General features: G+C 73.6%; 24 protein-coding genes. 18 read left to right on the top strand and 6 right to left on the bottom strand.

Going from position 1 to position 25,367, the window contains the following annotated elements; translation table 11 throughout:
* The first annotated feature begins 4 nt into the window (after positions 1-4).
* The 8 genes from OG753_RS24545 (at position 5) to OG753_RS24510 (ending at position 9,540) form a co-directional block, all read left to right on the top strand.
* Complete coding sequence (locus OG753_RS24545; protein ID WP_405790151.1) at positions 5-3,100, top strand: hypothetical protein; 3,096 nt, start codon at positions 5-7, stop codon at positions 3,098-3,100.
* A 34-nt stretch (positions 3,101-3,134) separates the two neighbouring features.
* Complete coding sequence (locus tag OG753_RS24540; RefSeq protein ID WP_327266887.1) at positions 3,135-3,560, top strand: phage tail protein; 426 nt, start codon at positions 3,135-3,137, stop codon at positions 3,558-3,560.
* A gap of 77 nt (positions 3,561-3,637) precedes the next feature.
* Positions 3,638-4,363, top strand: coding sequence for a LysM peptidoglycan-binding domain-containing protein (locus OG753_RS24535; RefSeq protein ID WP_327263843.1), 726 nt, complete (start codon positions 3,638-3,640; stop codon positions 4,361-4,363).
* Positions 4,360-6,177, top strand: a complete 1,818-nt coding sequence (locus tag OG753_RS24530) for a VgrG-related protein (protein ID WP_405790149.1) — start codon at positions 4,360-4,362, stop codon at positions 6,175-6,177. The genes OG753_RS24535 and OG753_RS24530 overlap by 4 nt, the downstream gene beginning before the upstream one ends.
* A gap of 78 nt (positions 6,178-6,255) precedes the next feature.
* Positions 6,256-6,573, top strand: a complete 318-nt coding sequence (locus OG753_RS24525) for a PAAR domain-containing protein (protein WP_327263841.1) — start codon at positions 6,256-6,258, stop codon at positions 6,571-6,573.
* Positions 6,573-6,995: a GPW/gp25 family protein gene (locus tag OG753_RS24520; RefSeq protein ID WP_327263840.1), complete on the top strand. Its 423-nt coding sequence runs from the start codon at positions 6,573-6,575 to the stop codon at positions 6,993-6,995. The genes OG753_RS24525 and OG753_RS24520 overlap by 1 nt, the downstream gene beginning before the upstream one ends.
* On the top strand, positions 6,995-8,977 hold the full coding sequence (locus OG753_RS24515; protein WP_405790146.1) for a putative baseplate assembly protein: 1,983 nt from the start codon (positions 6,995-6,997) through the stop codon (positions 8,975-8,977). The genes OG753_RS24520 and OG753_RS24515 overlap by 1 nt, the downstream gene beginning before the upstream one ends.
* Positions 8,974-9,540, top strand: coding sequence for a phage tail protein (locus OG753_RS24510; RefSeq protein ID WP_327263838.1), 567 nt, complete (start codon positions 8,974-8,976; stop codon positions 9,538-9,540). Before OG753_RS24515 ends, OG753_RS24510 begins: the two co-directional genes overlap by 4 nt.
* Before the next feature lie 220 nt (positions 9,541-9,760).
* Here OG753_RS24510 and OG753_RS24505 read toward each other — a convergent pair whose 3' ends face one another.
* The gene (locus OG753_RS24505; protein WP_405790145.1) at positions 9,761-10,153 is read right to left on the bottom strand and encodes a hypothetical protein; all 393 of its coding nucleotides are present in this window, start codon (positions 10,151-10,153) and stop codon (positions 9,761-9,763) included.
* A gap of 184 nt (positions 10,154-10,337) precedes the next feature.
* On the opposite strand from OG753_RS24505, the gene OG753_RS24500 reads away from it, so the two are divergent.
* Positions 10,338-11,051, top strand: a complete 714-nt coding sequence (locus tag OG753_RS24500; RefSeq protein ID WP_405790144.1) for an NADase-type glycan-binding domain-containing protein — start codon at positions 10,338-10,340, stop codon at positions 11,049-11,051.
* 48 nt (positions 11,052-11,099) lie between these two features.
* Entirely contained in the window at positions 11,100-11,696 is a 597-nt protein-coding gene (locus OG753_RS24495; protein WP_405790142.1) for a GNAT family N-acetyltransferase, read from the top strand.
* Here OG753_RS24495 and OG753_RS24490 read toward each other — a convergent pair.
* Positions 11,680-12,576 carry an NADP-dependent oxidoreductase gene (locus tag OG753_RS24490; protein ID WP_327266886.1) on the bottom strand — a complete coding sequence of 299 codons (897 nt, stop codon included), beginning with the start codon at positions 12,574-12,576 and terminating at the stop codon, positions 11,680-11,682. The two genes, OG753_RS24495 and OG753_RS24490, sit on opposite strands and share 17 nt — an antisense overlap.
* Positions 12,577-12,730: 154 nt before the next feature.
* Between OG753_RS24490 and OG753_RS24485 the strand changes: the two genes are divergently transcribed.
* Positions 12,731-13,147 carry a helix-turn-helix domain-containing protein gene (locus OG753_RS24485; RefSeq protein ID WP_327263834.1) on the top strand — a complete coding sequence of 139 codons (417 nt, stop codon included), beginning with the start codon at positions 12,731-12,733 and terminating at the stop codon, positions 13,145-13,147.
* Between the two features lie 41 nt (positions 13,148-13,188).
* The gene (locus tag OG753_RS24480; RefSeq protein ID WP_327263833.1) at positions 13,189-13,917 is read left to right on the top strand and encodes a Mut7-C RNAse domain-containing protein; all 729 of its coding nucleotides are present in this window, start codon (positions 13,189-13,191) and stop codon (positions 13,915-13,917) included.
* 39 nt (positions 13,918-13,956) lie between these two features.
* Here the strand turns inward: OG753_RS24480 and OG753_RS24475 are convergent, their stop codons facing one another.
* Positions 13,957-14,430, bottom strand: coding sequence for a hypothetical protein (locus OG753_RS24475; protein WP_405790139.1), 474 nt, complete (start codon positions 14,428-14,430; stop codon positions 13,957-13,959).
* A gap of 248 nt (positions 14,431-14,678) precedes the next feature.
* On the opposite strand from OG753_RS24475, the gene OG753_RS24470 reads away from it, so the two are divergent.
* On the top strand, positions 14,679-15,443 hold the full coding sequence (locus OG753_RS24470) for an SDR family oxidoreductase (protein ID WP_327263831.1): 765 nt from the start codon (positions 14,679-14,681) through the stop codon (positions 15,441-15,443).
* Here OG753_RS24470 and OG753_RS24465 read toward each other — a convergent pair.
* Positions 15,440-16,117, bottom strand: coding sequence for a polysaccharide deacetylase family protein (locus OG753_RS24465; protein ID WP_405790137.1), 678 nt, complete (start codon positions 16,115-16,117; stop codon positions 15,440-15,442). The two genes, OG753_RS24470 and OG753_RS24465, sit on opposite strands and share 4 nt — an antisense overlap.
* Positions 16,118-16,274: 157 nt before the next feature.
* On the opposite strand from OG753_RS24465, the gene OG753_RS24460 reads away from it, so the two are divergent.
* A complete protein-coding gene (locus OG753_RS24460) occupies positions 16,275-16,859 on the top strand; it encodes a Uma2 family endonuclease (RefSeq protein WP_405790135.1) in 585 nt (194 codons plus the stop codon).
* 76 nt (positions 16,860-16,935) lie between these two features.
* Here OG753_RS24460 and OG753_RS24455 read toward each other — a convergent pair whose 3' ends face one another.
* Positions 16,936-18,129: an RtcB family protein gene (locus OG753_RS24455; RefSeq protein ID WP_405790133.1), complete on the bottom strand. Its 1,194-nt coding sequence runs from the start codon at positions 18,127-18,129 to the stop codon at positions 16,936-16,938.
* Between the two features lie 191 nt (positions 18,130-18,320).
* Here OG753_RS24455 and OG753_RS24450 point away from each other — a divergent pair, with 191 nt between their 5' ends.
* From OG753_RS24450 to OG753_RS24440, 3 genes are all read left to right on the top strand, one after another.
* The gene (locus tag OG753_RS24450) at positions 18,321-19,184 is read left to right on the top strand and encodes a DUF3558 domain-containing protein (protein WP_327263827.1); all 864 of its coding nucleotides are present in this window, start codon (positions 18,321-18,323) and stop codon (positions 19,182-19,184) included.
* Between the two features lie 114 nt (positions 19,185-19,298).
* On the top strand, positions 19,299-20,063 hold the full coding sequence (locus tag OG753_RS24445) for a DUF3558 domain-containing protein (protein WP_327263826.1): 765 nt from the start codon (positions 19,299-19,301) through the stop codon (positions 20,061-20,063).
* 165 nt (positions 20,064-20,228) lie between these two features.
* Entirely contained in the window at positions 20,229-21,545 is a 1,317-nt protein-coding gene (locus OG753_RS24440) for a DUF2637 domain-containing protein (RefSeq protein ID WP_327263825.1), read from the top strand.
* Positions 21,546-21,624: 79 nt separating this feature from the next.
* On the opposite strand, the gene lysS is transcribed toward OG753_RS24440, so the two are convergent.
* Positions 21,625-23,352: a lysine--tRNA ligase gene (gene lysS, locus OG753_RS24435; RefSeq protein WP_327263824.1), complete on the bottom strand. Its 1,728-nt coding sequence runs from the start codon at positions 23,350-23,352 to the stop codon at positions 21,625-21,627.
* A gap of 180 nt (positions 23,353-23,532) precedes the next feature.
* Between lysS and argS the strand changes: the two genes are divergently transcribed.
* Positions 23,533-25,302 (top strand): arginine--tRNA ligase, encoded by a 1,770-nt coding sequence (gene argS, locus OG753_RS24430; RefSeq protein ID WP_327263823.1) that lies wholly within the window; start codon positions 23,533-23,535, stop codon positions 25,300-25,302.
* Positions 25,303-25,367: the final 65 nt, after the last annotated feature.

Genomic DNA, 25,367 nt, shown 5'->3' with positions numbered 1-25,367 from the left:
ACACATGGCATGGCGGGACAGGCTGCGTCGGCGTGCCGCCGCCGTGCCGGACGCCCCGGCCGCGGCGCCGGTTTCCGCCGCCCCGGCGGCCGCGCGGCGGGACGTGGCCGTGCCCGGCGACTGGGACGGCGGCTGGCGCGTGACGGCGCCGCCCGCACTGACCGTGTCCCGGGCGGCGATGGGCGTCAGCGACGGGCTCGCCTTCCGGGCCGGTCTGGCCGCGTGGCGCAACCCGTCGTTCGACACCGGGCTCGCCCACGCCGTCCTGCCGTCCGCCCCGGCGGGCCTCGTCCGCGGGGTCACCCGCCCCGCCGGCCCGCGGTCCGCCACCGGCGGCGGGGGCCCACTGCTGCTGCGGGCGCTGCGCCGACCGGACGACGCGGAACCACAGGCGGCGCCGGGCGCCCCGCACGCTGAGCAGACCCCGCGCCGGGTGCGGCCCGACGTGACCCCGGCCCCGGCTCCGGTGGGGTCGGGACCGGCCGCGCCCGGTCCGACCTCTGCGCCGCCGGCACCGCCCCACGGGGACGCGTCGTCCGCGCACTCTGCGGCCGCGCCCGTCGCACAGCGGGCCGTTCCCCCTGCCGCGCCCGGCCGTGCGCCGACGCCTGCGCGCTTCCCGCTGGTCCGCCGTGTCGCAGTGGTGCCCGACGCGTCGGCGACCACGCGTGGAGCGTCCCCCGCAGGTCCGCCCGCCCGCGATACGCCCGGCACCGCCGTGGTCCGACCGCGCTCCGTCGGCCGTACGCTGACCGTCGCGCGGGTCCCCGTCACGCCCGGGCGCCGCGTGTCCGTCGTCCGCCCCGCACCGGTACGGACGGCCCCGGCCGTGCCGCAGACGCCCGTGCAGCGCGCACCGCTCGGCGCGCACCGCACCGAACTCCCGCCCACCGAAGCCCCGTCGGCGCACCCGGCAGCCACTCCCGGTCCCGACCCGGCCCTGCCCGTACTGCAGCGCCGTGCGGAACCCGCCGTCGAGGTCGAGGGCCCCGCACCCCGTACGGAAACCCATCCGCCGCTCGGGACCCCGGCCACCGGACTCCCCTCCCCCGCAGGGCCGTCGGACCACGCGGCAGCGCCCGCACCCACGCCGGCCCTGCCCGTCGTCCAGCGCCAGGCGGAACCCGCCGCCGACCACAAGACCTCCGTACAGCGCGCGGACAACCGTCCGCCGCTCGGCGGCCCGCCCACCGCCGGGCCGTCGGAGCACCCGGCAGCAGCGCCCGCACCCGCTCCCGCCCTGCCCGTGGTCCAGCGCCAGGCCGAGCCCTCCGCCGACCACGGCGGCGCCACACCCCCCGCACAGCGCCCTGCGGAGAGCCGTCCACCGCTCGGCGCCCCCCTCTCCGGCCTCCCCGCCACCGCCGCGCCGGCTCCCGCCGCCACCCCGGCCCTGCCCGTGGTCCAGCGCCGGCCGGAGCCCGATGCCGCGCGCGGGACGTCCGTGCCGCGCTCGGAAAGCCGTCCGCCGCTCGGTTCCCCGGACACCGATCCCCGCTCCGAGGCAGGACCGTTGGAGCACTCGGCAGCACTCCCCGCCACCGGCGGCGGATCCGCACCCGCCGCGGACCGCACTCACTCCGTACAGCGCGCGGAAGACCGTCCGCCGCTCGGCGCCCGGACAGCCGAAGTCCCCTCCACGGAACGGCCGTCGGAGCACCCGGCGGCAGCCCCCGCACCCGCCCTGCCCGTGCTCCGGCACCCGGCGGAGTCGTCCGCCGGGAGCGGCGCCCCCGCCACCCCCGCCACCCCCGTGCCCTCGGCCGCTCCGGCCCGGCCCGTGGTCCAGCGCCGGGCGGAACCCGCAGCGGGCCCGGACGTACCCGCGCCGCGCGCGCAGAACCGGCCGCCCCTCGGCACGCCCCCCACCGGGCGCCCTGCCACCCCGGCGGCCTCGGACCCCGCGGCGGCAGAGCCCGCTCCCGCCGGGCCCGTGGTCCAGCGCCGGACCGGACCCGCAGCCGGCCCGGACCCCGCCACCACGGCTTCCGTACCCGAGCTGCCCGTGCTCCAGGACCGTGCCGCTCCCGGCCGCGGGGAACCCGCGCCCGTGCAGCGCGCGCGTGGCCGCGCACCGCTCGGCGCCCCCCTCTCCGAACTCCCCGCCACCGCAACCCCGGCCATGCCCGTCCTGCAGCGCCGGGCGGAGCCTTCTGCCGAGGGCGGCGTCGGGTCCGGTGCAACCCGCGCGTCCGGCCCGGGACGGACCGCACCCCGTGTGCGCACCGGCCTGGGGGCACCGCTGCCCGCGCTCCCGGCGAGCGCGGCGCTGCCCTCTTCCGCCTCGCCCCGATCCCGCCCGGCGGCCGCGCCGGGATCGCCGCTGCTGGGCGCGGAGGGCGCGGCGAAGCCCCGTACCGCCGTACCCGCCGCGCCCGCCGCACCCCGGGCCGGCGGCGGCGCGGCCGGTGCTCCCCCGCTCGTCCGGCCCGCCGTCCCGCCGGTCGTCGTCCCGCCGGTCGCCGGCCGGAGCGCGGCCCCGCACCGCACCCTCCAGCTGCTGGCGGCCCGGCCCCTGGCCCTCGGTACCCGTGACATGGGGAGTGCTGCCGCCCCCGCCGCCCTCCCGGCGGGCGGTCCCGTGGTGCCGGCCCGCCGGCCCGCTCCGTACTCCCCGGCCGCCGCACCGCCGCAGGTGCGGCGGGCCGCGGGAGCGACCCCGCCGCCCGCCGTGCATGCCGTACGCGCCGTGCGTCCCGCGGCCGCCGCGGCGCCGCTCCCCGTGGCCGTCCCGCACGCACCGCCGCTCGTGGTCCAGCCGGCGCCGGCCGCGTCGCCTGCGCAGCCCGTACCCGTCGTGCGCCCCAGGGCCACCGGAGCCCCCGCCCCAGCCCCCGCCACCGCGCCGCCGCCACCTCCGCCTCCGCCGCCGGTGCAGCGCGCGCCGGGCGGGACCGTGGCCGGGCCGCGGAGCGGCCCCCGGCCGGCCGGGGGCGCCGCCGAGCCGGCCCCTGCCGGCCGGCACGCGGCACCGCAGGTGCCCGACTCCGACCTGGACGATCTCGCACGCCGCCTGCTGGATCCGGTCTCCCGCCTGCTGCGCACCGAGTTGCGGCGCGGCCGGGAACGCGCGGGCCGGCCCTTCGACGGCCGCCGCTGAGAACGCGTACGAACGAGAAACGGACGACGGACCGATGACGGACAACATCTTCGCCACCAGCGTGTTCTTCAGGCTGGCGATCGGCGGCAACGACCTGGGCGCCTTCCACACCTGCTCCGGCATGGGCGCCGAGGTCGAAATGGAGACCTACGCGGAGGGCGGCAACAACGGCTTCACCTGGCAGCTGCCGGGCCGCGTGACCTGGTCGAACATCACCCTCACCCGGCCCGTCACCACGGACACGGCAAAGATCGGCCGCTGGCTGGACGAGACGCTGCGGCGGGTCGAGCCCAAGGACGGGGAGATCGTGGCGCTGCGGCCCGATCTGAGCCGGATCATCAGCTGGCAGGTGTTCGGGATCGTCCCGGTCCGGTGGCAGGGGCCGTCCTTCGACCCCGCCAACTCCGCCGCGGCGGTGGAGACGTTGGAGATCGCGCACCAGGGGCTGCTGCCCTCCTGACCACCCGCCGCGCGCCGCCTCACTGCCCCGCTGCCCCCGCCGCCCCCCGATCGCCCGCCCCCGAAGGGATCCACGCCATGGCCTCATCGGCACGCGCCAGCCGCGCCAGGGCCCAGCTCACCCTCAAGGAACCCCCTGCTTCGGTCGGGGCCAAGCCGGGCGGGGTGATCGCGAAGCTCGACCTCCAGTTCAACCCGTCGACCCTGCAGCTGGGCAAGACCACCGAGTGGCGGCGCTCCCCCTCCCGGATGGCCGGCCAGTCGGCGCTGCCCGAGTTCGTGGGCAGCGGTCCGCGCACCCTGAGCCTGGAGGTGTTCCTCGACGCGACCGCCACCCACGACAACTCGGTCGAACAGGCCGTGGAAAAGCTGATGAAGGCGTGTGTGCCGACCCCGGCCAGCCTCGGCCGCAAGAAGCCGGCGAGCCCCTGGGTGCGCTTCGAGTGGGGCAGCGCGCGGACGACTTCGTTCGACGGGGTCCTGTCGAACCTCTCGGTGTCGTACACGCTCTTCGACGTGGACGGCAAACCGCTGCGCGCCACCTGCTCGCTGTCCATCGAGGAGGCGAGTGTCGACCCGCCGGGCCAGAACCCGACCTCAGGCTCACGGACCGCCCGCAGCACGCACATCGTGGTGGCGGGCGACAGCCTGGCGATGCTCGCCTGGCGCGAATACGGCGACGCGACGGCCTGGCGGGCCATCGCGGAGGCCAACGGCATAGACGACCCGATGGCCCTCGTCCCCGGCACCGAGATCGTGGTGCCCGGCACACAGGACCGGCACGGCGAGGAGGAGCAGCGGTGAGCGGAACCGAACCCGGCGGCCGGTCGTTCGCGGCCGACCCGATCGTGGAGTCCCCGGGCGAACTGCCGCAGATCTGGGCGGCCCAGCTGGTGAGCTGCGTGGTCGACGAGAACGTGGGGCTGCCGGACACGGCGGTGCTCACCTACCGCGACCCCGACCACGAGTTCCTGCGCGCCACCGGCATCACCATCGGCTCCCCGCTGCGGGTGTCGGTGGCGACCGTGAAGGGCCAGGCGCGGGAGCGGCTGTTCAACGGCGAGGTCACGGCCCTGGAGATCGACCGGGACCGCACCGGCTCGTTCACCGTCGTCCGCGCCTACTCCAAGGCGCACCGTCTCCAGCGCGGCCGCAGGGTCGTGGCGTACCGGAACATGACGGCCGCGGCGATCGTCCGCAAGGTGGCCGCCGGAGCGGGCCTGGCCGTCGGGAAGGTGGAGGCGGCGCCGGTCACGTACAAGCAGCTGTCCCAGGCGAACGTCTCCGACTGGGACTTCCTGCAGTACCTCGCGGGCGAGAGCGGCGCGCAGGTGCGCGTCGACGACCAGGGGCTGCTGCAGTTCACCCGGCCCGTGAAGGCGTCCGGGGCTCCCGCCCCGTCGACGTCGGCCGTGCGCGATCCGATGGTCCTGGAGTACGGGAGGAACCTGCTCGCCCTGCGGGCCGCGCTGTCGGCCGCCGACGGCTCCTCGACCGTGCAGGTGCGCGGCTGGGACGTGACCACCAAACGGCCGCTGGTCGCCGAGCAGCCGTCGGTGGTGAGCGACACGGTGGTGCCGGGCCTCAGCCCGTCACTCGCCACCCGCTTCGGGAAGTCGGCCGTGGCCGTCACCGACACTCCGTACCGTACGCAGGCCGAGACCACGGCGGTCGCGAAGGCGACGGCGGACCGGATCGGCTCCGGTTTCGGCGAGCTGGAGGCGGTGGCCGAGGGGAACCCGCTACTGCGGGCCGGCAAGGCGGTGGCCCTCGGCAACGTGGGGCAGGCTTTCTCCGGCCGGTACACGGCGACGGCCGTGCAGCACGTCCTGGAGCCGCACGGCGGCTACCGCACCACCGTGTGGGTCAGCTCCAGCCCGGACCGCTCCCTGGCCGGCCTGGTGACCGGCGCCAACGCGCCGGGGCGCGGCCCGCGCATCCCGGGGCTCGCGATCGGCGTGGTGACGGACGTGCGCGAGCCGAACGGCTCCGAACGAGGCGCGGTCCGACTGAAGTTCCCCTGGCTGGACGACACGTACGTCACCGACTGGGTGCGCACCGTCCAGTGGGGCGGCAAGGGCGGCGGCGGTGTGGTGAGCCCCGAGGTCAACGACGAGGTGCTCGTGGGGTTCGAACAGGGCCTGCTCGACAGCCCGTACGTCATCGGCGGGCTCTACAACGGTGTGGACCAGCCCTCCCCGCACGACGTCCCGCTGATCGACAGGACCAGCGGAAAGGTCAACCGCCGCTCCGTGGTGTCGCGTTCGGGGCACCGTGTGGAGCTGCTGGACGCGGCGGCGCCGGGACCCTCCGGGCTGCGGCTGGTGACCGGGGACGAGCGGCTGGAAGTACGCATGGACGACCGCCGGGACCGTATCGAGCTCACCGTGTACGCGGGGCCCAAGCGTCCGCTGACCTCCGTCGTCCTGGACAGGGCCGGCATCACCCTGGACGCCGGCCGGGGCACCGTGAAGGTCTCCGGCCGTCAGGTGGACATCGACGGCACCGCCGGGGTCAGCATCGGCGGCCGCTCGGTGAAGGTGTCCGGGACGGCGGACGTCACCGTCAACGGCGGCCTGCTCGCCGTCCTCAAGGCCCGGCTCATCCGGATCAACTGAGGCCCCCACGGCCCGTCCACCACGCCCGCCCACCACGCCTGCCCACCACGACCCTTTCCCCCTCGCCCAGGAGCCCCGATGCCAGCCGCAGCCCGTACCGGTGACCCCACCAACCACGCCGGCCGGATCGCCACGCCGCCGCCCGGCGCCGCCGCGGCGGTCGCGACGGTGCTGATCGGCGGACAGCCCGCCGCCGTCGTGGGCAGCCTGCACGTCTGCCCGGTCCCGCCGCACGCGGCGACGGGACCGGCCAACGTGATCATGCCCAACCCCGCAGCCCTCGCCGCCGGCGCGGTCCTCATCGGCGGGCTGCCCGCCGCACGGGCCCGCGACCAGACCGCCTGCGGCGCGATGGTCCTCACCGGCGCCATGAACGTCCTGATCGGCGGCGTGTGATGAGCGAACGGTTCATCGGGCGCGGCTGGGCCTTCCCCCTGCGCGTCGGGCCGACCGGCGGCATCGCCATGGTCGAGCGGGAACGGGAGCTGGAGGAGGCCATCCGGCTGATCCTGGGCACCGCTCCGGGCGAGCGGCCGATGCGGCCCGAATTCGGCTGCGGCATCCACGAGTACGTCTTCGCCCCCGGCGACGGCGACACCGCCGGGCGGGTCGCCCAGCAGGTGCGCGAGGCCCTGGAGCGCTGGGAGCCCCGCATCGCGGTGGACGAGGTCGTCGTGGCCTTCGACGCCGTGGACGCCGGCACCCTCTACATCGATGTGCACTACACGGTGCGCACCACCAACGACCGGCGCAACCTGGTCTTCCCCTTCTACACGATCCCCTCCGAGGAGGGGGCCGAGGAAATGGTCGCGGACTGATGGCCCTGCCCTCCCCCAACCTGGACGACCGGCGGTTCCAGCAACTCGTCGACGAGGCGAAGCGGTACGTGCAGCAGCGCGCGCCGGAGTGGACCGACCACAACGTCTCCGACCCGGGCGTCACCCTGATCGAGACGTTCGCCTACCTCGTGGACCAGCTGCTCTACCGGCTGAACCGGGTCCCGGAGAAGAACTACCTGGCCTTCCTGGACCTGCTGGACATCCAGCTGTACCCGCCCTCGGCCGCCGCCGCCGACATCGACTTCTGGCTGTCCGCCCCGCAGCCCGACACGGTCACGCTGCCCGCCGGCACCGAGGTCACGACCGCCACCGGGGAGAGCGAGGAGGCCGTGGTGTTCGCCACCACCGGCGATCTGCGCATCGTGCCCAGCGAGTTGACGCGCCTGGTCACCGCGCCCCGCACCGGTGACATGACCGACCGGACCGGCGCGCTCGCCGAGGGCCGCGACATCCCCTGCTTCGCGGCGACGCCCGAGCCCGGCGACGCTCTGCTGTTCGGCCTGCCGACGGCCGTACCGCGCTGCGTGGTCGCGGTCCGTCTCGACAGCCGCGTCGAGGGCGTCGGCGTCGACCCGCGCCAGCCCCCGCTCGTGTGGGAGGCGTGGGACGGCGGCCGGTGGCAGCGTTGCGAGACCAACTCCGACAGCACCGGCGGTCTCAACCGGCCCGGCGAGATCATCGTGTACGTACCGGCCGGGCACACCGCCTCACTGCTGAGCGGCACCCGCGCGGGATGGCTGCGCTGCCGGGTCACCGAACCCGAGCCCGGCCAGCCGTTCTACTCGGAGTCCCCGACCGTGCGCGAGGCCGCCGTCTTCACCGTCGGCGGCACCATGACCGTGGAGCACGCCGAGCGGGTGAGCGACGTACCGCTCGGCACCTCGGAGGGGGTGGCCGGGCAGACCTTCCGGCTCGGCCGCCCGCCCGTGCTGCTCGACGGGGAACCGCCGTCGGTGGAGGTGTCCTCCGCCGACGGATGGCAGCGCTGGGAGGTGGTCGAGCACTTCGGCCGCTCGGGCCCCGACGACCGGCACGTCCGCGTGAACGCCACCACCGGCGAGTTCGCCTTCCCGCCGGTGCTCCGCGAGGCCGACGGCACCCTGCGGTCCTGCGGGGCCGTGCCGCCCAAGGGCTCCCGGATCCGCGTGGCCCGCTACCGCACCGGCGGCGGCCCCGCGGGCAACGTCTCGCGCGGCGCGATCTCCGTACTGCGCAGCTCCGTCCCCTACGTCGCCCGCGTCACCAACCGGGAGGCGGCGCGGGGCGGCGTCGCCGGGGAGACGATCGACAACGCCAGACTGCGGGCGCCGGAAGCCCTGCGCATGCAGGAACGCGCGGTGACCGCCGAGGACCACGAGATCATCGCCCGCCGGGCGGCGCCCTCGGTACTCCGGGTCCGCTGCCTGCCCGCCACCGGCACGGCGGGCGGAGCGGCCGCCGCGGGCGCGGTACGCGTCCTGGTGGTGCCGGACGCGGTGGCCGACGAGGGCGACCGGCTCCGCTTCGAGCAGCTGATCCCCTCCGACCAGGTACTCGAAGCGATCACCGCTGCCCTCGACGAACGGCGGCTGATCGGCACGCGCGTCGTCGTGGAGCCGCCCGTCTACCAGGGCGTCACCGTCGTCGCACGGCTGTCGGCACCCGCCGCGGACGCCGACCGGGTGCGCGAGGCGGCGCTCGCCGCGCTGTTCCGCCACCTCAACCCCCTGCACGGCGGGCCCGACGGCGCCGGCTGGCCGTTCGGGCGGCCCGTCCAGTACGGCGAGGTGTTCGGCGTACTCCAACGCGCCGTCGGGGAAGTCCTGGTGGAGGAGATCCGGATGTTCGCCGCCGACCCGATCACCGGGCGGCGCGGAGCCCCCGTCGACCGCATCGACATCGGAGCGGGCGCACTCGTCTTCTCCTACCAGCACCAGGTGGTCGTGACGGAGCCGGACCGGGAGCCGGGGGTGCACGGATGAGCCGGGCCGCCGTCCCCGGCCTGCCCAGCCGGCATCCGATCGGCGAGCAACTGCCCGCGCTGTACGCCGACGACGACTTCGCCCAGCGGTTCACGGCCGGGCTGGACACCGTCCTCGCCCCGGTGTTCACGACCCTCGACAACCTGCCCTCCTACTTCGACCCCCGGCTGGCTCCGGCGGCCGACTTCCTGCCCTGGCTGGCCTCCTGGGTGGGCGCCGTCGACGACCCCCGGTGGCCCACCGGACTGCGGCGCGAGGCGGTGGCGCGGGCGGTGGAACTGCACCGCCTGCGCGGCACCCGGCGCGGCCTGACCGAGGCCCTGCGCCTGGTGCTGGGCGTGTCCGCCGAGGTCAGCGGCGACGGCGGGGCCGTCTGGTCCCGTACGGCCGGCGGCGAGCTGCCCGCCGCTCCGGCCGGCGAGGTCCTCGTCCGGGTGTGGCCGCAGGGCGGGGAGGCGGTGGACGCGGACCGGGTCCGCGCGCTCGTGCGCACCCTGTGCCCCGTCCACACGGTCTGCCGGGTCGAGATCCTGCCCGGGCCTCCCGCGGACGAAGGGAAGTGACAACGGTGCGTGCGTGTCCCGTGTGCGGGTCGTCCAACGGCGTGACGGACGACTTCTGCGGCAACTGCGGTGCCTACCTGGGCTGGTCGGGCTCCGCCCCCTCCCGGACCTCGGCCGCCCCGCCGGCCGACGTCCCGGGGGCGGCCGAGCCCCACCCCACCCCCGCCCCGCCGGACCCCCCAACCGAGCCGGCCGGCCCGGCCGGGTCCACTTCTTCCGCTCAGTCCACTCCCGGATCGCCCCCTCCTGCCACCACCGCCGCCGGATCGGCCCGTCCTGCACCCACCGCTCCCGGAACGGCCCCTGCCAGGCCCACCACTGCCGGATCGGCCCCTTCGTCGCCCACCGCTGCCGGGTCGCCCCCGTCCACGGCCTCCGCGCCGGAGTCCCGCCCCGCCGGTCCGGCGGCGGCGGACCCGGCCGCGCCCGCCGGCCCCGCCGCGCCCCCGGGTACGCCGCCGGACCCGCCCGCGCCTTCCGGGCCCGCGGCCGCGGAACGGCGGCCCTGGCAGCGCAGGCGGCCCGTCCCGCACGCGCCCTCCGCGGAGCAGCAGCCCGCCGCGGAGCCGCGGGACGGATCCGCCCCGCCCGCACCCTCCGTGTCCCCGGGCACGGAACCGGCACCGCCCGCGCCCTCCGGGACGGGGGCCCCGCACCCGGTGATCCCGGCACGGCCCCCCGCCGCCCCCCGGGCCGTCGCGCCGCAGGCATCCACACCCGCGCCGATACCCGCCTCCCCGCAGCCCGTCCGGCCCGCGAAGGCCGTCGCCCCGCGCCCGGTCGTGCGTACCGCCGCCGTGAGCGACGACGTGTCCGGCGCGCCCTGCCCCGCCTGCGCCACGCCCAACCCGCCGGAGCGCCGGTTCTGCCGCCGCTGCGCGGCTCCGCTGACGCCCACCACCGCACCGGCACCCCTGCCGTGGTGGCGGACCGTGTGGCCGTTCCGCCGCCGCACCCGCGCGGGCTCGGGCCGGACGACGCGCTTCCTGGTGGTCCTGGCCGTCGTACTGGCCCTCTGCGCGGGCGCCTTCCTGCTGCTGCCGGCCGGCCGCCACCTGATCGAGGACACCCGCGACAAGCTCGGCAAGGCCAAGGCGGTGACCGCCGCCCGCGTCGAGTCGAGCGCCGAGGTGCCCGGACATCCGGTGGGCGACAGCACGGACGGGCTCAGCAACCGCTACTGGGGCGCGCCCGCCCCCGGCGCCTCGGCGACGTACACCTTCGCCAAGCCTTTCCGCCTGGTCGACGTGATCATCACCAACGGCGCCTCGACCTCGCCCGAGGAGTACGCCCGGCAGGCGCGGGCGCTCCAGATCGACATGGAGGTGACGGCCGGGGACGGCCGCAAGGTCCACAGGAGGCTCACGCTGAGCGACAAGCCCGGTCCCCAGACCTTCCCCACCGGTATCAGTGACGCAACGACGGTCCGGCTGACCCTGGACATGCCCGCCGGGGCCGCGCCGGACCGCCATCTCGCCCTGGCGGAGGTGGAGTTCTTCCAGCGGAGCTGACGGCCCCGAGCGTGACCGCACCGCACCGCACCGCAGTAGCGTGTCCGGATGGAGACGCACGTACGACTGGAACCCTGGTCCGCGGGGGACTTCTGGCTGCTGGAGCGCAAGAACGAACAGGCCATGACCGAGTTCCTGGGCGGCCCCGAGCCGGCCGCCAAGCTCGTCGACCGGCAGCGGCGCTACGAGGCCCTGAGCGCGCGGGAGCCGGCCGCCGGCCGGATGTTCCGCGTGGTGTGGACACCCGCCGGGGACCCTTCCGTAGACCCTGCCGGGGACGGGGCCGGGGACGGGGCCGCCCGCAGCGTCGGGTCCGTCGGCTTCTGGGAGCGGGAGTGGCGGGGCGAGCCGGTCTACGAGGCCGGCTGGGGCATCCTGCCCGAGTTCCAGGGCCACGGGCTGGCCGTGGCGGCGCTGGCCGAACTCCTGGCGTACGTCCGCGCCCACGGCTCCCGCGACAGCGTCCACGCCTTCCCGGGCACCGACCACCCGGCGTCCAACGCGGTCTGCCGGCGGGCCGGGTTCGAGTACCTCGGCGACGTCGACTTCGAGTACCCGCCCGGGGTGCCCCACCCGAGCTGCGACTGGCGCTACCGGGTGGGGCGGCCGCAGGGCCCGGACGCGGCGGTCACGGCGTCAGGATGATGCGGCCGCGGACCCCCGGGGCGGCGAGCCGTTCGTGGGCCCTGGCGGCCTCCGCGAGCGGGAAGGTCTCCGCGACCCGCAGGGTGAGCGCGCCCGCGTCGACCAGGGCCACCAGACGGGCCAGGTGCTCCCCGTCCGCCGCCACCTCCTGTTCCACCACCCGGACGCCGCGCTCCGCGGCCGGGGCGTGGTGCGGGATCAGGCCGACGTAGACCCCGCCGTCGCGTACGGCCCCCAGCGCCTCCGCGCCCAGCACGGCCGCGTCCAGGACCCCGTCCACCGGGCCGGCCGCAGCCGAGCCGCGCGGGACGAACCCGGTCGCGCCCAGGGACCGTACGAGCTCCTCGTCCTCCGCGCCCGCCAGGGCCGTCACCACCAGGCCGGCTCGCGCGGCGAGCTGGACGGCCAGGCCGCCGACGACGCCCGCGGCGCCGGTGATCAGCACCGAGTTGCCGGGGGCGAGCCCCAGCTGGTCCACCGCGCGGGCGGCGGTGAGGGCGGCGAGCGGGAGCCCGGCCGCGGCCACGGCGTCCACGGTGGCCGGCGCGGCCGCCACGGCGGTGGCGTCGAGCACCACGTACTGCGCGTGCGTGCCCAGCGGCTTCACCGTCCCGTAGTGCAGCCCCACGACCCGGTCCCCGGCGCTCCGGCCGGTCACGCCGGCGCCGACCTCGTCGATCTCCCCGGACACGTCCCAGCCGAGGCCGAGCCGCTGTCCGGCGCCGCCGAAGACCCCGGCGCGGACCGCGCCGTCCACCGGGTTGAGCCCGGCGGCGGTGACCCGGACGCGGACCTGGCCGGCTGCGGGGCGCGGCAGCGGGACCTCGGCCAGGACGACCTGTTCCGGGCCGCCGAACCCGGTCACCACGGCCGCCTGCATCGTCTGCTCAGTCATCTCGATCTCCCCTGTTCGCCGGATCGCGTGGTCGTTCACGCGTTCCCTCGTTCCTGACGAGCACTAACCTAGGGAGAGGTACTCTCTTTTCGTAAGTACGCACTCCAAGGTGCGTACCCGACCCGGAAGTGGGGCACCCATGGCCACCAGCACCGCCGCGGCCCGTCGCGAGGAAGCCCGTTCCGCCTACGACGCCTTCCTCAGGGAATGCCCCACCGGCCAGCTCCTGGCCCGCATCAGCGACAAGTGGGTCGGCCTCATCGTCAGCGCCCTCGGCCAGGCCGAGGACCGCACCATGCGCTACAGCGACCTGGGCCGCAAGATCCCCGGCGTGAGCCAGAAAATGCTCACCCAGACCCTGCGCTCCCTCGAACGCGACGGCCTCGTCACCCGCACCGTCACCCCCACCGTCCCCGTCCGCGTCGACTACCGCCTCACCGACCTCGGCAGCAGCCTCGGCTGCCTCCTGTCCTCCGTGAAACTGTGGGCCGAGAACCACTTCGACGAGGTCAACGCCCATCGCGACACCTACGACCGGACCACCGCGACCTCGTAAATCCGGCGCGACCCGCTCCCCGGCAATGGCATGCTGACAGGGTGAACGGACCCGGCATTCAGCTCACCCTCGCCCCCGAACTGCGCCTCTTCGCCCCGCCCAGCCGGCGCGCCGAACGCGTACCGACCGCGACCGACGGCGCCTCCAGCCTCGGCCACGTCGTCGAATCGGCCGGCGTCCCGCTCACCGAGGTCGGCCGCCTCCTCGTCGACGGCCACGAGGTACCCGTCTCCTACGTGCCCCAGGACGGCCAGAACGTCGAGGTGCTCGGGGTCGAACGGCCCCAGCAGGTCCCCGGCGCCCCGCTCCGCTTCCTCCTCGACGTCCACCTCGGCACCCTCGCCCGCCGCCTGCGCCTGCTCGGCGTCGACGCCGCCTACGAGAACGAGGACATCGGCGACCCCGCCCTCGCCACCCGCTCCGCCGCCGAGCAGCGCGTCCTGCTCTCCCGCGACCGCGGACTGCTGCGCCGCCGCGAGCTGTTCGCCGGCGCCTACGTCTACAGCGACAACCCCGACGAGCAACTGCGCGACGTACTGGGCCGGTTCGCACCCGCCCTCGCACCGTGGACCCGCTGCACCGCCTGCAACGGCCCGCTCCGCGAGGCCGACAAGGAGAGCGTCGGCGAGCGCCTGGAACAGGGCACGCACCGCTCCTACGACGTCTTCGCACAGTGCGCCGAGTGCGAGCGCGTCTACTGGCGCGGCGCCCATCACGCCCGCCTGGAGCGGATCGTCGACGAGGCCCTGGTGGAGTTCGGCACGGCTTAGACCCGGAAGACGCGCCCCTGCCCAGGGGCGCGCCCCGGCCTAGAAGGCGTACGCGTCGCCGGTGTCCAGCGCCAGCACCACGTGCTCGTTGTTGGCGTGGTTCCGGTCCGTGGCACCGCCGTTCCACCACGTGTCCACCCGCACCACCACCTCCGGCGACGGCTCCCGCAGCTCCAGCAGCAGCCCGATGTGCCGGCCCCGCCCGTGCAGCGGCAGCGGTCCCGTCTCGCACACCACCTCGCGCACGCCCGCCCGCGCGCAGCCACCCGCCAGATCCTGCCGGTCCGCGAGCTCGGCCGACAGCCGCACCCGCACCGTCGCGTTCGGCAGCGCGGCGGGCCCGTTGTTCTCCGGGACCATCCAGATCCGCAGCCGCGCCCCGGCCAGGACCACCCGGCCGTGGTAGGCCACATCGGCCTCCGGCTCGTCCGCCACCGACGCCCGGACCGACGGCAGGACCGATGCCTGGGCCGACCCGGGGACACCCGCACCGAGCGCCAGCAAACCCGCCACCACCACACTTCGTACGGCACCACGGCGCACCGACACCACCTCCTCGCGCGGAGGCTAGCCACCGGCACCCCCGACCGATCGGACCATCACACGAACGAGGGCGCGCCCACCCCCATCTGCCGCTGGGACATCGCCGGGCCCTCGCCCGCCCCGCCGGAACGGCCCTGATCATGTACGCCCCGCGCGGCCGCCGAGCCGCGCCTATGCTGGCGGGTAATCGCCCGTACGAACGACCGAGGAGCCCGCACATGAGCACGGCCGCCACCCGAACCGCCGTAGTCACCGGCGCGAGCAGCGGCATCGGCGCGGCCACCGCCCGGCAGCTCGCCGCCGCCGGCTACCACGTCGTCCTCACCGCCCGCCGCAAGGACCGCATCGAGGCCCTCGCCGCCGAGATCACCGCGGCCGGCCACCGGGCCACCGCCCACGCCCTCGACGTAACCGACCGTCCCGCCGTCGACGCCTTCGCCGCCTCCCTGGACCGCTGCGACGTACTCGTGAACAACGCCGGCGGAGCCATCGGAGCCGAGCCTGTCGCCACCGGCGACCCCGCCGACTGGCGCACGATGTACGAGGTCAACGTCATCGGCACGCTCCACGTCACCCAGGCCCTGCTCCCCGCCCTCACCGCCTCCGGCGACGGCACGGTCGTGGTCCTCTCCTCCACCGCGGGCCACTCCACGTACGAGGGCGGGGCCGGCTACGTCGCCGCCAAGAACGGCGCCCGCGTCCTCGCCGAGACCCTGCGCCTGGAGATCGTCGGCCAGCCCGTGCGCGTCATCGAGATCGCCCCGGGCATGGTCAAGACCGAGGAATTCGCGAAGACCCGGTTCCGCGGCGACGCCGAGAAGGCGGAGAAGGTCTACGCGGGCGTCGCGGAGCCCCTCTCCGCCGACGACGTGGCCGACACCATCACCTGGGCGGTCACCCGCCCCAGCCACGTCAACATCGATCTCCTGGTGGTCCGCCCCCGCGCCCAGGCCTCCAACACCAAGGTCCACCGGGAGCTCTAGGTCCGGAGAACTCCGGCCGCCTTCAGGTGCGGCATGAGGGCCGCCGGCTTCAGGCCGGCGGCCCTCGCCGCGTCCAGGGCCCGCTGAAGGTCCGCCGCCAGCGTCGGCGTGAAGTGCAGCAGCACGATGTCCCCGGCCTGCAGCCGCGGCGTCGGCGGGGTCTGCTCCCAGGTGGTGAAATCGTGCGTCCAGGTCACCAGCGCCTTCACCCCGCACGCCTTGGCCGCGAGCCGCACCTCGTCGTTCACCGCCCCGTACGGCGGCCGCAGCAGCTTCGGCGTCCGCCCGAAGGCGGCCTGCAGCTGCTCCCCGGCCCCGCAGACCTCGGCGTCCTTGCCGGCCGCGTCGAGCGTGGTCAGGTCGGGGTGGTTGACCGTGTGGTTCTCGACGCCGACGCGCCCTTCCTCCGTGAGCCGGGTGAAGTACCCGGTGTCGTACGAGGTGGCCCCGGGCAACAGGAACAACGCGGCGGGCACCCGCTTCTCCAACAGGATCCGCGCCGCCGCCGGATCATGGCTCCAGCCGTCGTCGATGGTGATGAAGACGACCTTCTCACCGGTCGGCACACGCGACACGACGGGCGGCAGCCCCACCTTCGCCTGCGCGGACCCGGCGGCCCCGAGGGCGAGCGACAACGACGCGAGGGCGGCGAGAAGCGCGCGGGATCTCCACATGCCGCACACCCTGGTCTAGACCAAGTCGCCGGTCAACCCTCCTGCGCTAAAAGGAAGTTGATACCCGCGCCCCTGAGGCCCGTACGGGTGAATGCGTACGAAATGTCGGCGGGCGCGACTACGATCCGAAAGCGTGAGCCGCGAGAAGGAGGAAGCTATGGCCGTGATACAGCACGAGACCACGATCGCGGAGGCCGCCGATCGACTCTCCAAGGAGCTTCCCGGACACCGAGTGGAGATTCTCCAGGGAAGGCTCACCGTGACACCACCCGCGGACGGGTCACACGCACTGTCGCTCAGCTGGCTGATCGAGAAGTTCTACGATGCCGGCGCCCGGAACGCGGGGCTGAGATACGTCCAGGGGATCGGTCTCTGGCTGCCGACCGGCTCCGACGACTACGCCATTCCGGATTTCGCCCTCGTCGAGGCCGACTTCCGCGACCACAAGGTCCAGAAGAACTGCTACGCGGCCGACGTCTTCCGCCTGGTCGTCGAAGTGACCTCGTCGAACTGGTCCGACGACATCGGCGTCAAGGTCGACAGCTACGCGAAGGCGGACATTCCGGTGTACGTCATCGCCGACCGCCACCACGACGAGGCCGTCCTCTGCCGTGACCCCCGCAACGGCGCGTACCGCCTGCGCAGGACCTACAAGCGAGGCGAATCCATCCCCCTGCCCCCGTCCATCGGAGTCTCCGTCGAGCTCCCGGTGGACCTCCTCCTCGACGGCGACGAGGCCTGATCGCAGACGCGCGGGAGCCCGGACCGATCACCATCGGTCCGGGCTCCCGCACTCCCCCGACATCCGCGCCCGGGCCTCAGCCCTTGACGCAGATGACCTGCTTGAGCTTGGCCACGACCTGCACCAGGTCGGTCTGCTGGTCGATGACCTGCTCGATGGACTTGTAGGCACCCGGGATCTCGTCCACGACGCCCGAGTCCTTGCGGCACTCCACGCCCTTGGTCTGCTCCGCCAGATCCCGCGCCGAGAACCGCTTCTTCGCCGCCGTCCGGCTCATCTTCCGGCCCGCGCCGTGCGAGGCCGAGTTGAAGGACTTCTCGTTGCCGAGCCCCTTCACGATGTACGAGCCCGTGCCCATGGAGCCCGGGATGATCCCGTAGTCACCGCTGCCGGCGCGGATCGCGCCCTTGCGCGTGACCAGCAGGTCCATGCCGTCGTACCGCTCCTCCGCCACATAGTTGTGGTGGCAGCTGATCTCCCGGTCGAAGGAGACCTTCGCCTTCCGGAACTCCTTCCGGAACACCTCCTTGAACAGGCTCATCATCACGGCGCGGTTGTACTTCGCGTACTCCTGCGCCCAGAAGAGGTCGTTGCGGTACGCGTCCATCTCCGGTGTGGCCGCGAGGAAGACCGCGAGGTCCCGGTCCACGAGGCCTTCGTTGTGCGAAAGCCCCCGGGCCACGCCGATATGGAAGGCCGCCAGCTCGTTGCCGATGTTCCGCGATCCCGAGTGCAGCATGAGCCACACCGAACCGGATGAATCAATGCAGACCTCACAAAAGTGATTCCCTTGGCCGAGGGTTCCCATTTGCCGCATCGCCCGGTCCCGCCGGAACTTCACCGCATCCGTGACGTAGTCGAAGCGCTCCCACAGGTCCCCGAAACCCGCCTCCGAGAACCCGTACAGCCGCGAGGGGTCCACCGCCTCGCGGTGCATCCCCGCCCCCACCGGAATCGCCCGCTCGATCTTCGACCGCAGACCCGACAGGTCCCCCGGCAGGTCATTGGCCGTCAGGGACGTCTTCACCGCCGACATGCCGCAGCCGATGTCCACCCCCACCGCCGCCGGACACACCGCGTCCTTCATGGCGATGACCGAGCCGACGGTGGCGCCCTTGCCGTAGTGGACGTCCGGCATCACGGCCAGGCCCTTGATCCAGGGGAGGGTGGCGACGTTGTGCAGCTGCTGCATCGCGCTGTCCTCGACCGACGCCGGGTCGGTCCACATCCTGATCGGGACCTTCGCCCCGGGCACCTCTACGTACGACATAAGGAATCAATCCCCCGAAAACCACGGAAAAGTTGGAAAGCGCAAAAGCCTCGCTCTTGATCCCAAATACGACAGAGGACCGGCGCCGGCACCAGCGTGTGCGATAGACATTGTGTCCAGCCGCGCCCGAGTCGCGGCAACGCATTTTCCTGACCGTCGGGGGGCCCGCCGGTCGAAGGGAGCCAGTGGACGTGCAGCGCAAGGCGGTACGGCGGCGAGTCCTGCCAGGCATCGCGATGCTCACCGCGCTCGCGGCAGGGGCGGCCGGCCTGACCGGGTGCACCGACGGGAGCGGTGGCGGAAGCACCAGCGATTCGAAGGCCGGCGGGAGCGCCGCCGTGCCCGCCCAGCCGGGGAAGTACCGCAGTCTGCCCGCGCCCTGCAAGGCCGGTGTCGACAGCAAGAAGCTCAAGGGCATGCTCCCGGCAGGGGACAGCCTCACCCCGGAGCAGCGCGACCAGATGTACGCGGGCGTCGCGGACACCTCGTACGACGGCGACCGGCACGTCGGCTGCCGCTGGACGGGGCAGAGCCCGGAGGAGACCCGGCTGCTGTCGGTCCGCTTCGAGCGCGTGGTCTCGTACGACCGGGCCGTCAGCAGCGACGACGAGAAGGCCAAGCAGGTCTACGTGCGCCGGCTCACCGACGCGCGCCTGCCCTTCCCCGGCCCCACCGGGAGCCCCGCCCCGGCGGCTCCCACCCCGGCGGCTCCGACGCCCGCCGCTCCGGCCGCCTCGGGTTCGCCCGCTTCCGGAGCACCCGCCTCCGGCGCGCCGTCGTCCCCCGGCGGGGGCCCGTCCGCCCCGGTCGAGCTCGGGTCCCGGGTCCTGGAGGATCTCGGCAGCGAGGCGTTCCTGGAGGACAAGCTCAGCCCCGCCGGGGCCAGCGCCGCGCAGTCCCGCACCGTGCGCATTGTGTTCCGTACCTCGAACGTCATCGTCAGCATGGAGTACAGCGTGCAGCCCGCGCTGCCCGGCACGATCCCGCCGAGCACCGAAACCCAGGACAAGGCACGGCAGTTGGCACAGGCTCTGGCGGAGCGTTTCAGCGAGTGAGTGGTGCGCGCCACGCCCGGGGGTGACGGCGCGCACAGCAGTGGGCCACCCGGTCGGGCTACCGTTGCCCGGTCCCGCGTCCGAAGAACAACCGACAATCGCACTGAAGGAACCATGCACCGATCAGCCTCGCGCCTCACCCGCGTTCTCGCCTGCGCAGCCGTCCCGGTGATCCTCACCGTCGCCGGGTGTTCGTCCGACTCGGGCAAGGACTCGGGCGCGAAAGGCGACAAGAAGTCCGGTTCGTCCTCGTCGGCCAAGCCCAACCCGAAGTCGTCCAAGACCCTGGAGAAGGCGGCCTTCGCCACCCTCCCGGACGCCTGCAAGGCGGTCCAGACGGCGACGATAGACACGCTCGTCCCGGAGGCGAAGGACAAGAACGGTACGGCGACCCCGTCGAACGACCCGGCCACCCGCGTCAGCTGCTACTGGACGGGCCTGGACGAGGACGGCCTGAAGGGCTCGCAGTACCGCTGGCTCTCGCTCTCCTTCTTCCGCTCCGACTCGCACGCCACGCTCGGCGACGCCAACAAGCGTGCCGAGGAGCAGTTCAACAAGCAGGTGGAGGTGGCGAAGACCACCGAGGGCGCGCAGGACCCGAAGGCTGAGGCCGTCGGTGAGACCGGCGACCAGGGGACGTCGGTCGTCTACACGGTGAAGAAGGACGGCAACGACCACTTCAACACGACGGTCGTGGCGCGCACCCAGAACGTGGTGATCACGCTCGACTACAACGGTGCGGGGCTCGAGGGTGCCGGTGCGCCGGACCACGCGAAGCTGCTCCAGGACGCGGTCGCGGCCGCCAAGGAGGCTGTGGCCTCGGTGGGCGCGGCGAACAAGGCCCCGGCGGAGGCGCCGCAGTCCCCGAAGCCCCAGTAGGGGAGGTCGCGGGGCGGGGCCCTTGGGCGTTGACATCCGGTCACCCGTACGCTGTGCCTGCTGCAGCTCGGTAAAGGCGCGGTAAGTGCCTCGCACCGGCGCCAGCACTCAGCACTCTGCGCTCGGTATGTGCTCGACAAGGGGAGGGGATCGCGGGTGGCCGCGATGCAACTGACTCGTACGCACCGGATACTCATAGGCGTCGTCGTCGCGGGAGCCGTGATCATCGCCGGGATCGGGTTCGCGGGCTCGTACTCCGCGGTGCGTGCGCTCGCCCTGCAGAAGGGGTTCGGCAGCTTCTCGCTGGTGTTCCCGATCGGCATCGACGCGGGCATCTGCGTCCTGCTCGCCCTGGACCTGCTGCTGACCTGGATGCGGATCCCCTTCCCGCTGCTGCGCCAGACGGCGTGGCTGCTGACGGCGGCGACGATCGCGTTCAACGGTGCGGCCTCCTGGCCGGATCCGCTGGGTGTCGGGATGCACGCCGTGATCCCGGTGCTGTTCGTGGTGACGGTGGAGGCCGCCCGGCACGCGGTGGGCCGGATCGCGGACATCACCGCGGACCGGCACATGGAGGGTGTGCGCATCACGCGGTGGCTGCTGTCGCCGATACCCACCTTCAAGCTGTGGCGCCGGATGAAGCTGTGGGAGCTGCGCTCCTACGAGCAGGCGGTCACGATGGAGCAGGACCGGCTGATCTACCAGGCGCGCCTGCAGGCGCGGTACGGGCGTTCCTGGCGGCGGAAGGCTCCGGTGGAGGCGCTGATGCCGCTGAAGCTGGCGAAGATCGGTGTGCCGCTCGCGGAGACGACTCCGGACGCGCTGGCGGCGACGGGCATCGAGCCGGCGGTGCTGCCTCCGGTGGAGCAGAACCAGCAGCAGAACCAGCAGCAGGCGCCGGCCCTGGCCGCCGCGCCCGAGCTCGCCCAGCAGGCCCCGCAGGCCGTCCAGCCCCAGCTGCAGTCGCAGGGGCAGATCCCGCCCGGCGCGCCCGGCGCTCCCGTTGTCCCCGGTGCCGCGCAGCACGTCCCGCCGGCCTTCGCGGTGGACCCGACGGCCATGCCCGCGGCCCACAACAGCGCGTGGTTCGCCGCGCCGCTGGCGCCGCAGGCGGCGTACGAGGGCGGCTACAACCCGCAGTACGTGGAGGGGCTGGAGCCGACCCCGGTGCTGCCCCCGATGGGCCCGGACGAGGAGCGGCCGGCGCAGCAGGAGCTGCCGATCCCGGCCCCGCGTCAGGAGGAGGCCCCGCAGGAGGGTCCCGAGACCCCTGACGAGGCCGAGTTCGCCGAGGCGGCGTACAAGGTGTTCTGCGCGCTGGTCGACGAGAAGCAGGACTACCCGTCGGCGGAGGCCCTCGACATACACCTGTCGGACGGTTACGGCGTGACGCACCCGCGCAGCGGTTCCCTGCTCCGCCGGATGATCCCGGCGTTCAAGCAGCGTTACCACAAGGACCGCGAGGCCGAGCACATCGCCTGAGGGCGACGGCGGACATGCGGAAGGGCCCGCACCCCTCGGGGTGCGGGCCCTTCCGCATGTCCTGCGAGCCCGGGTGGGCTCAGACGGCGAGCAGCTTGCGCACGCGGTCCGCGCCCACTGCCAGCAGCAGCGTGGGCAGTCGCGGCCCGGTCTCGCGGGTCACGAGGAGCCGGTACAGCAGGGCGAAGAACGTCCGCTGCGCGACCTTGAGTTCCGGCGTCGGCTTGGCGTCGGGCTCCAGCCCGGCCATGACCTTCGGGACGCCGTAGACGAGCGTGGTCAGCCCGTCGAGCGACCAGTGCGAGTCGAGGCCGTCGAGGAGCAGCCGCAGCGATTCGCGGCCCTCGTCGTCCAGGGACGACAGCAGCTCGGTGTCGGCCTCCTCGCGTACGAGGGTCCGCTGGTCGGCCGGGACCTGGGTGGTGATCCAGTTCTCGGCGCGGTCCAGGCGCGGCCGTACCTCGTCGAGGGAGGTGAGGGGCTGCGTCGGGTCGAGGTCGGTCAGGATGCGCAGGGTCTGCTCGTCGTGGCCGGCGGTGATGTCGGCGACGGAGGCGAGCGTCCGGTACGGGAGCGGGCGCGGGGTGCGCGGCAGCTCGGCGGCGGCGGTGCGTACGGCGCGGGTGTGCGCGGCGGCGTCGGCGGGCAGCACGGAGCCGTCGGCGACCTTGGCCTCCAGCTTGTCCCACTCGTCGTAGAGCCGCTGGATCTCCTGGTCGAAGGCGATCTTGAAGGACTGGTTGGGGCGGCGGCGGGCGTAGAGCCAGCGCAGCAGCTGCGGCTCCATGATCTTCAGCGCGTCGGCCGGGGTGGGGACCCCGCCCTTGCTGGAGGACATCTTGGCCATGCCGCTGATGCCGACGAACGCGTACATCGGTCCGATCGGCTGCTCGCCGCCGAAGATGTGCACGATCTGGCCGCCGACCTGGAAGGAGGAGCCGGGCGAGGAGTGGTCGACGCCGGAGGGCTCGAAGATCACGCCCTCGTAGGCCCAGCGCATGGGCCAGTCGACCTTCCAGACGAGCTTGCCGCGGTTGAACTCGCTGAGCTTGACCGTCTCGGTGAACTCGTCCTCGGTGCAGACGTAGGTCATCTCGGTGGTCTCGTCGTCGTACGAGGTGACCTTGGTGAAGTCCTTGCCGCACTGGCCGCAGTACGGCTTGTACGGGAAGTAGCCGCCCTCGCCGGTGCTGCCGTCGTCCTCGGCGGCGGCGCCGGAGCCCTCGGCGGCCTCCAGCTCGGCCTCGTCGACCTGCTTCTGCTGGGGCTTCTTGCCGCCCGGCTTCTGCTTGGTGCGGTACTGGTCGAGGATGGCGTCGATGTCGCCGCGGTGCTTCATCGCGAACAGCACCTGCTCGCGGTAGACGCCGCTGGTGTACTGCTCGGTCTGGCTGATGGGGTCGTAGTCCACGCCCATCTCGGCCATGGCCTCGACGAAGACGGCCTTGAAGTGCTCGGCCCAGTTCGGGTGCGCGGACCCGGCCGGTGCGGGCACCGAGGTCAGCGGCTTGCCGATGTGCTGGGCCCACGACTCGTCGATGCCGGGCACGCCCGCGGGCACCTTCCGGTACCGGTCGTAGTCGTCCCACGAGATCAGGTGGCGGACCTCGATGCCCCGGCGGCGGATCTCGTCCGCGACCAGGTGGGGGGTCATGACCTCGCGGAGGTTGCCCAGGTGGATGGGGCCGGAGGGGGAGAGTCCGGACGCGACGACGACAGGTTTGCCGGGTGCTCGGCGCTCCGCCTCGGCGATGACCTCGTCCGCGAAACGGGAGACCCAGTCGGTCTCGGTGCTGCTCTGAGCCACGACACGTCCTTCTATCTCGAATGCTGGCTTCAGCCATTCTCCCAGACGGAACAGGACGCTCCGGGGTTGCTCGGCAGACGTGGTTATCCCGGGAAAGGGGCAGCCCCCTCGTGGGATACTCGGCACTTGTCGGAACAACCAAGTGCACCCACCGGCACAACCTCACAGGAACGGCAGCTCATGGCCTCGGTCCCTTCCCTCGCTTCTTCCGTCAATCAGCGCGTCGCGGACGCCCTCGTCTCCGCCCTGCCGGAGGCCGGTGCCGCGGACCCGCTGCTGCGACGAAGCGACCGGGCCGACTTCCAGGCCAACGGCATCCTGGCGCTGGCGAAGAAGGCGAAGGCCAACCCGCGCGAGCTGGCGACGACCGTGGTCGAGGGCATCCCGACCGGTGACCTGATCCAGGAGATCGAGGTCTCCGGCCCCGGCTTCCTCAACATCACCATCACCGACCGGGCGATCATCGAGACCCTCGCCGCCCGTGCCGGCGACGACCGTCTCGGCGTCCCGCTCGCGGCGAACCCGGGCACCACGGTGATCGACTACGCGCAGCCGAACGTCGCCAAGGAGATGCACGTCGGGCACCTGCGCTCCGCCGTGATCGGCGCGGCGATGGTGGAGATCCTGGAGTTCACGGGCGAGAAGGTGGTCCGTCGCCACCACATCGGCGACTGGGGCACCCAGTTCGGCATGCTCATCCAGTACCTGCTGGAGCACCCGCACGAGCTGGACCACAAGTCGGACGCGGAGGTCTCCGGCGAGGAGGCCATGTCCAACCTGAACCGCCTCTACAAGGCGTCGCGCGCGCTCTTCGACTCCGACGAGGAGTTCAAGACGCGGGCCCGGGCCCGGGTGGTGGACCTCCAGGCCGGTGACCCGGAGACCCTCTCCCTGTGGCAGCGGTTCGTCGACGAGTCGAAGATCTACTTCTACTCCGTCTTCAACAAGCTGGACATGGACATCCAGGACCCCGACGTGGTCGGCGAGTCCGGGTACAACGACATGCTCGTGGAGACCTGCAAGCTCCTGGAGGAGTCGGGCGTCGCCGTCCGCTCCAACGGCGCGCTCTGCGTGTTCTTCGACGACGTCAAGGGCCCGGACGGCAACCCGACCCCGCTGATCGTGCAGAAGTCGGACGGCGGCTTCGGCTACGCGGCGACCGACCTGTCGGCGATCCGCAACCGGGTCGCCGAGCTGGGTGCGACCGAGCTGATCTACGTGGTCGACGCGCGGCAGTCCCTGCACTTCAGGATGGTCTTCGAGACGGCGCGCCGGGCGGGCTGGCTGAACGACGGGGTCAAGGCCGTCCAGCTGGCCTTCGGCACCGTGCTCGGCAAGGACGGCAAGCCGTTCAAGACCCGTGAGGGCGAGACGGTCCGGCTGGTGGACCTGCTGGACGAGGCCGTGGAGCGGGCGACGGCGGTCGTGCGCGAGAAGGCCGAGAAGGTGGGCCTGACCGAGGCGGAGATCGTCGAGAACGGTCAGTACGTCGGCATCGGCGCGGTGAAGTACGCCGACCTGTCGACCTCGGCGGCGCGCGACTACAAGTTCGACCTGGACCAGATGGTCTCGCTGAACGGCGACACCTCGGTGTACCTCCAGTACGCGTACGCCCGGATCAAGTCGATCCTGCGCCGGGCCGGCGACCGCAAGCCGGTCGCGCACCCGGAGCTGGAGCTGGCGCCGGCCGAGCGCGCGCTGGGCCTGCACCTGGACCACTTCGGCGAGCTGATCGCCGAGGCGGCCGCGGACCACGCCCCGCACAAGGTGGCCGCGTACCTGTACCAGCTGTCGTCGCTGTTCACGACGTTCTACGAGCAGTGCCCGGTCGTGAAGCCGGAGCCGGAGCTCGTCGTCGGCGAGAACCGCCTCTTCCTGTGCGACCTGACGGCCCGCACCCTGACGAAGGGCATGTCCCTCCTGGGCATCCGCACCCCCGAGAAGCTCTGATCTCCTCGCCTGCTCCACGCGACGGCCCCCGGCGCATCCGCCCCGGGGGCCGTCGCGTTCCCCGG

The sequence above is a fragment of the Streptomyces sp. NBC_00029 genome (assembly GCF_045160505.1).
Lineage (GTDB): Bacteria > Actinomycetota > Actinomycetes > Streptomycetales > Streptomycetaceae > Streptomyces.
Note: the sequence above shows the minus strand (reverse complement) of the source record. Positions and strands in the feature narration are given on the sequence as shown.

Bases quoted from the DNA above. Each gene is read 5' to 3' on its own strand.
- argS (WP_327263823.1), top strand. From the start codon at position 23,533: ATGGCCTCGGTCCCTTCCCTCGCTTCTTCCGTCAATCAGCGCGTCGCG.
- OG753_RS24535 (WP_327263843.1), top strand. From the start codon at position 3,638: ATGGCCTCATCGGCACGCGCCAGCCGCGCCAGGGCCCAGCTCACCCTC.
- OG753_RS24515 (WP_405790146.1), top strand. From the start codon at position 6,995: ATGGCCCTGCCCTCCCCCAACCTGGACGACCGGCGGTTCCAGCAACTC.
- OG753_RS24495 (WP_405790142.1), top strand. From the start codon at position 11,100: ATGGAGACGCACGTACGACTGGAACCCTGGTCCGCGGGGGACTTCTGG.
- OG753_RS24520 (WP_327263840.1), top strand. From the start codon at position 6,573: ATGAGCGAACGGTTCATCGGGCGCGGCTGGGCCTTCCCCCTGCGCGTC.
- OG753_RS24455 (WP_405790133.1), bottom strand. From the start codon at position 18,129: ATGTCGTACGTAGAGGTGCCCGGGGCGAAGGTCCCGATCAGGATGTGG.
- OG753_RS24490 (WP_327266886.1), bottom strand. From the start codon at position 12,576: ATGCAGGCGGCCGTGGTGACCGGGTTCGGCGGCCCGGAACAGGTCGTC.
- OG753_RS24545 (WP_405790151.1), top strand. From the start codon at position 5: ATGGCATGGCGGGACAGGCTGCGTCGGCGTGCCGCCGCCGTGCCGGAC.
- OG753_RS24470 (WP_327263831.1), top strand. From the start codon at position 14,679: ATGAGCACGGCCGCCACCCGAACCGCCGTAGTCACCGGCGCGAGCAGC.
- OG753_RS24485 (WP_327263834.1), top strand. From the start codon at position 12,731: ATGGCCACCAGCACCGCCGCGGCCCGTCGCGAGGAAGCCCGTTCCGCC.
- OG753_RS24460 (WP_405790135.1), top strand. From the start codon at position 16,275: ATGGCCGTGATACAGCACGAGACCACGATCGCGGAGGCCGCCGATCGA.
- OG753_RS24445 (WP_327263826.1), top strand. From the start codon at position 19,299: ATGCACCGATCAGCCTCGCGCCTCACCCGCGTTCTCGCCTGCGCAGCC.
- OG753_RS24465 (WP_405790137.1), bottom strand. From the start codon at position 16,117: ATGTGGAGATCCCGCGCGCTTCTCGCCGCCCTCGCGTCGTTGTCGCTC.
- OG753_RS24540 (WP_327266887.1), top strand. From the start codon at position 3,135: ATGACGGACAACATCTTCGCCACCAGCGTGTTCTTCAGGCTGGCGATC.
- OG753_RS24510 (WP_327263838.1), top strand. From the start codon at position 8,974: ATGAGCCGGGCCGCCGTCCCCGGCCTGCCCAGCCGGCATCCGATCGGC.
- OG753_RS24525 (WP_327263841.1), top strand. From the start codon at position 6,256: ATGCCAGCCGCAGCCCGTACCGGTGACCCCACCAACCACGCCGGCCGG.
- OG753_RS24440 (WP_327263825.1), top strand. From the start codon at position 20,229: ATGCAACTGACTCGTACGCACCGGATACTCATAGGCGTCGTCGTCGCG.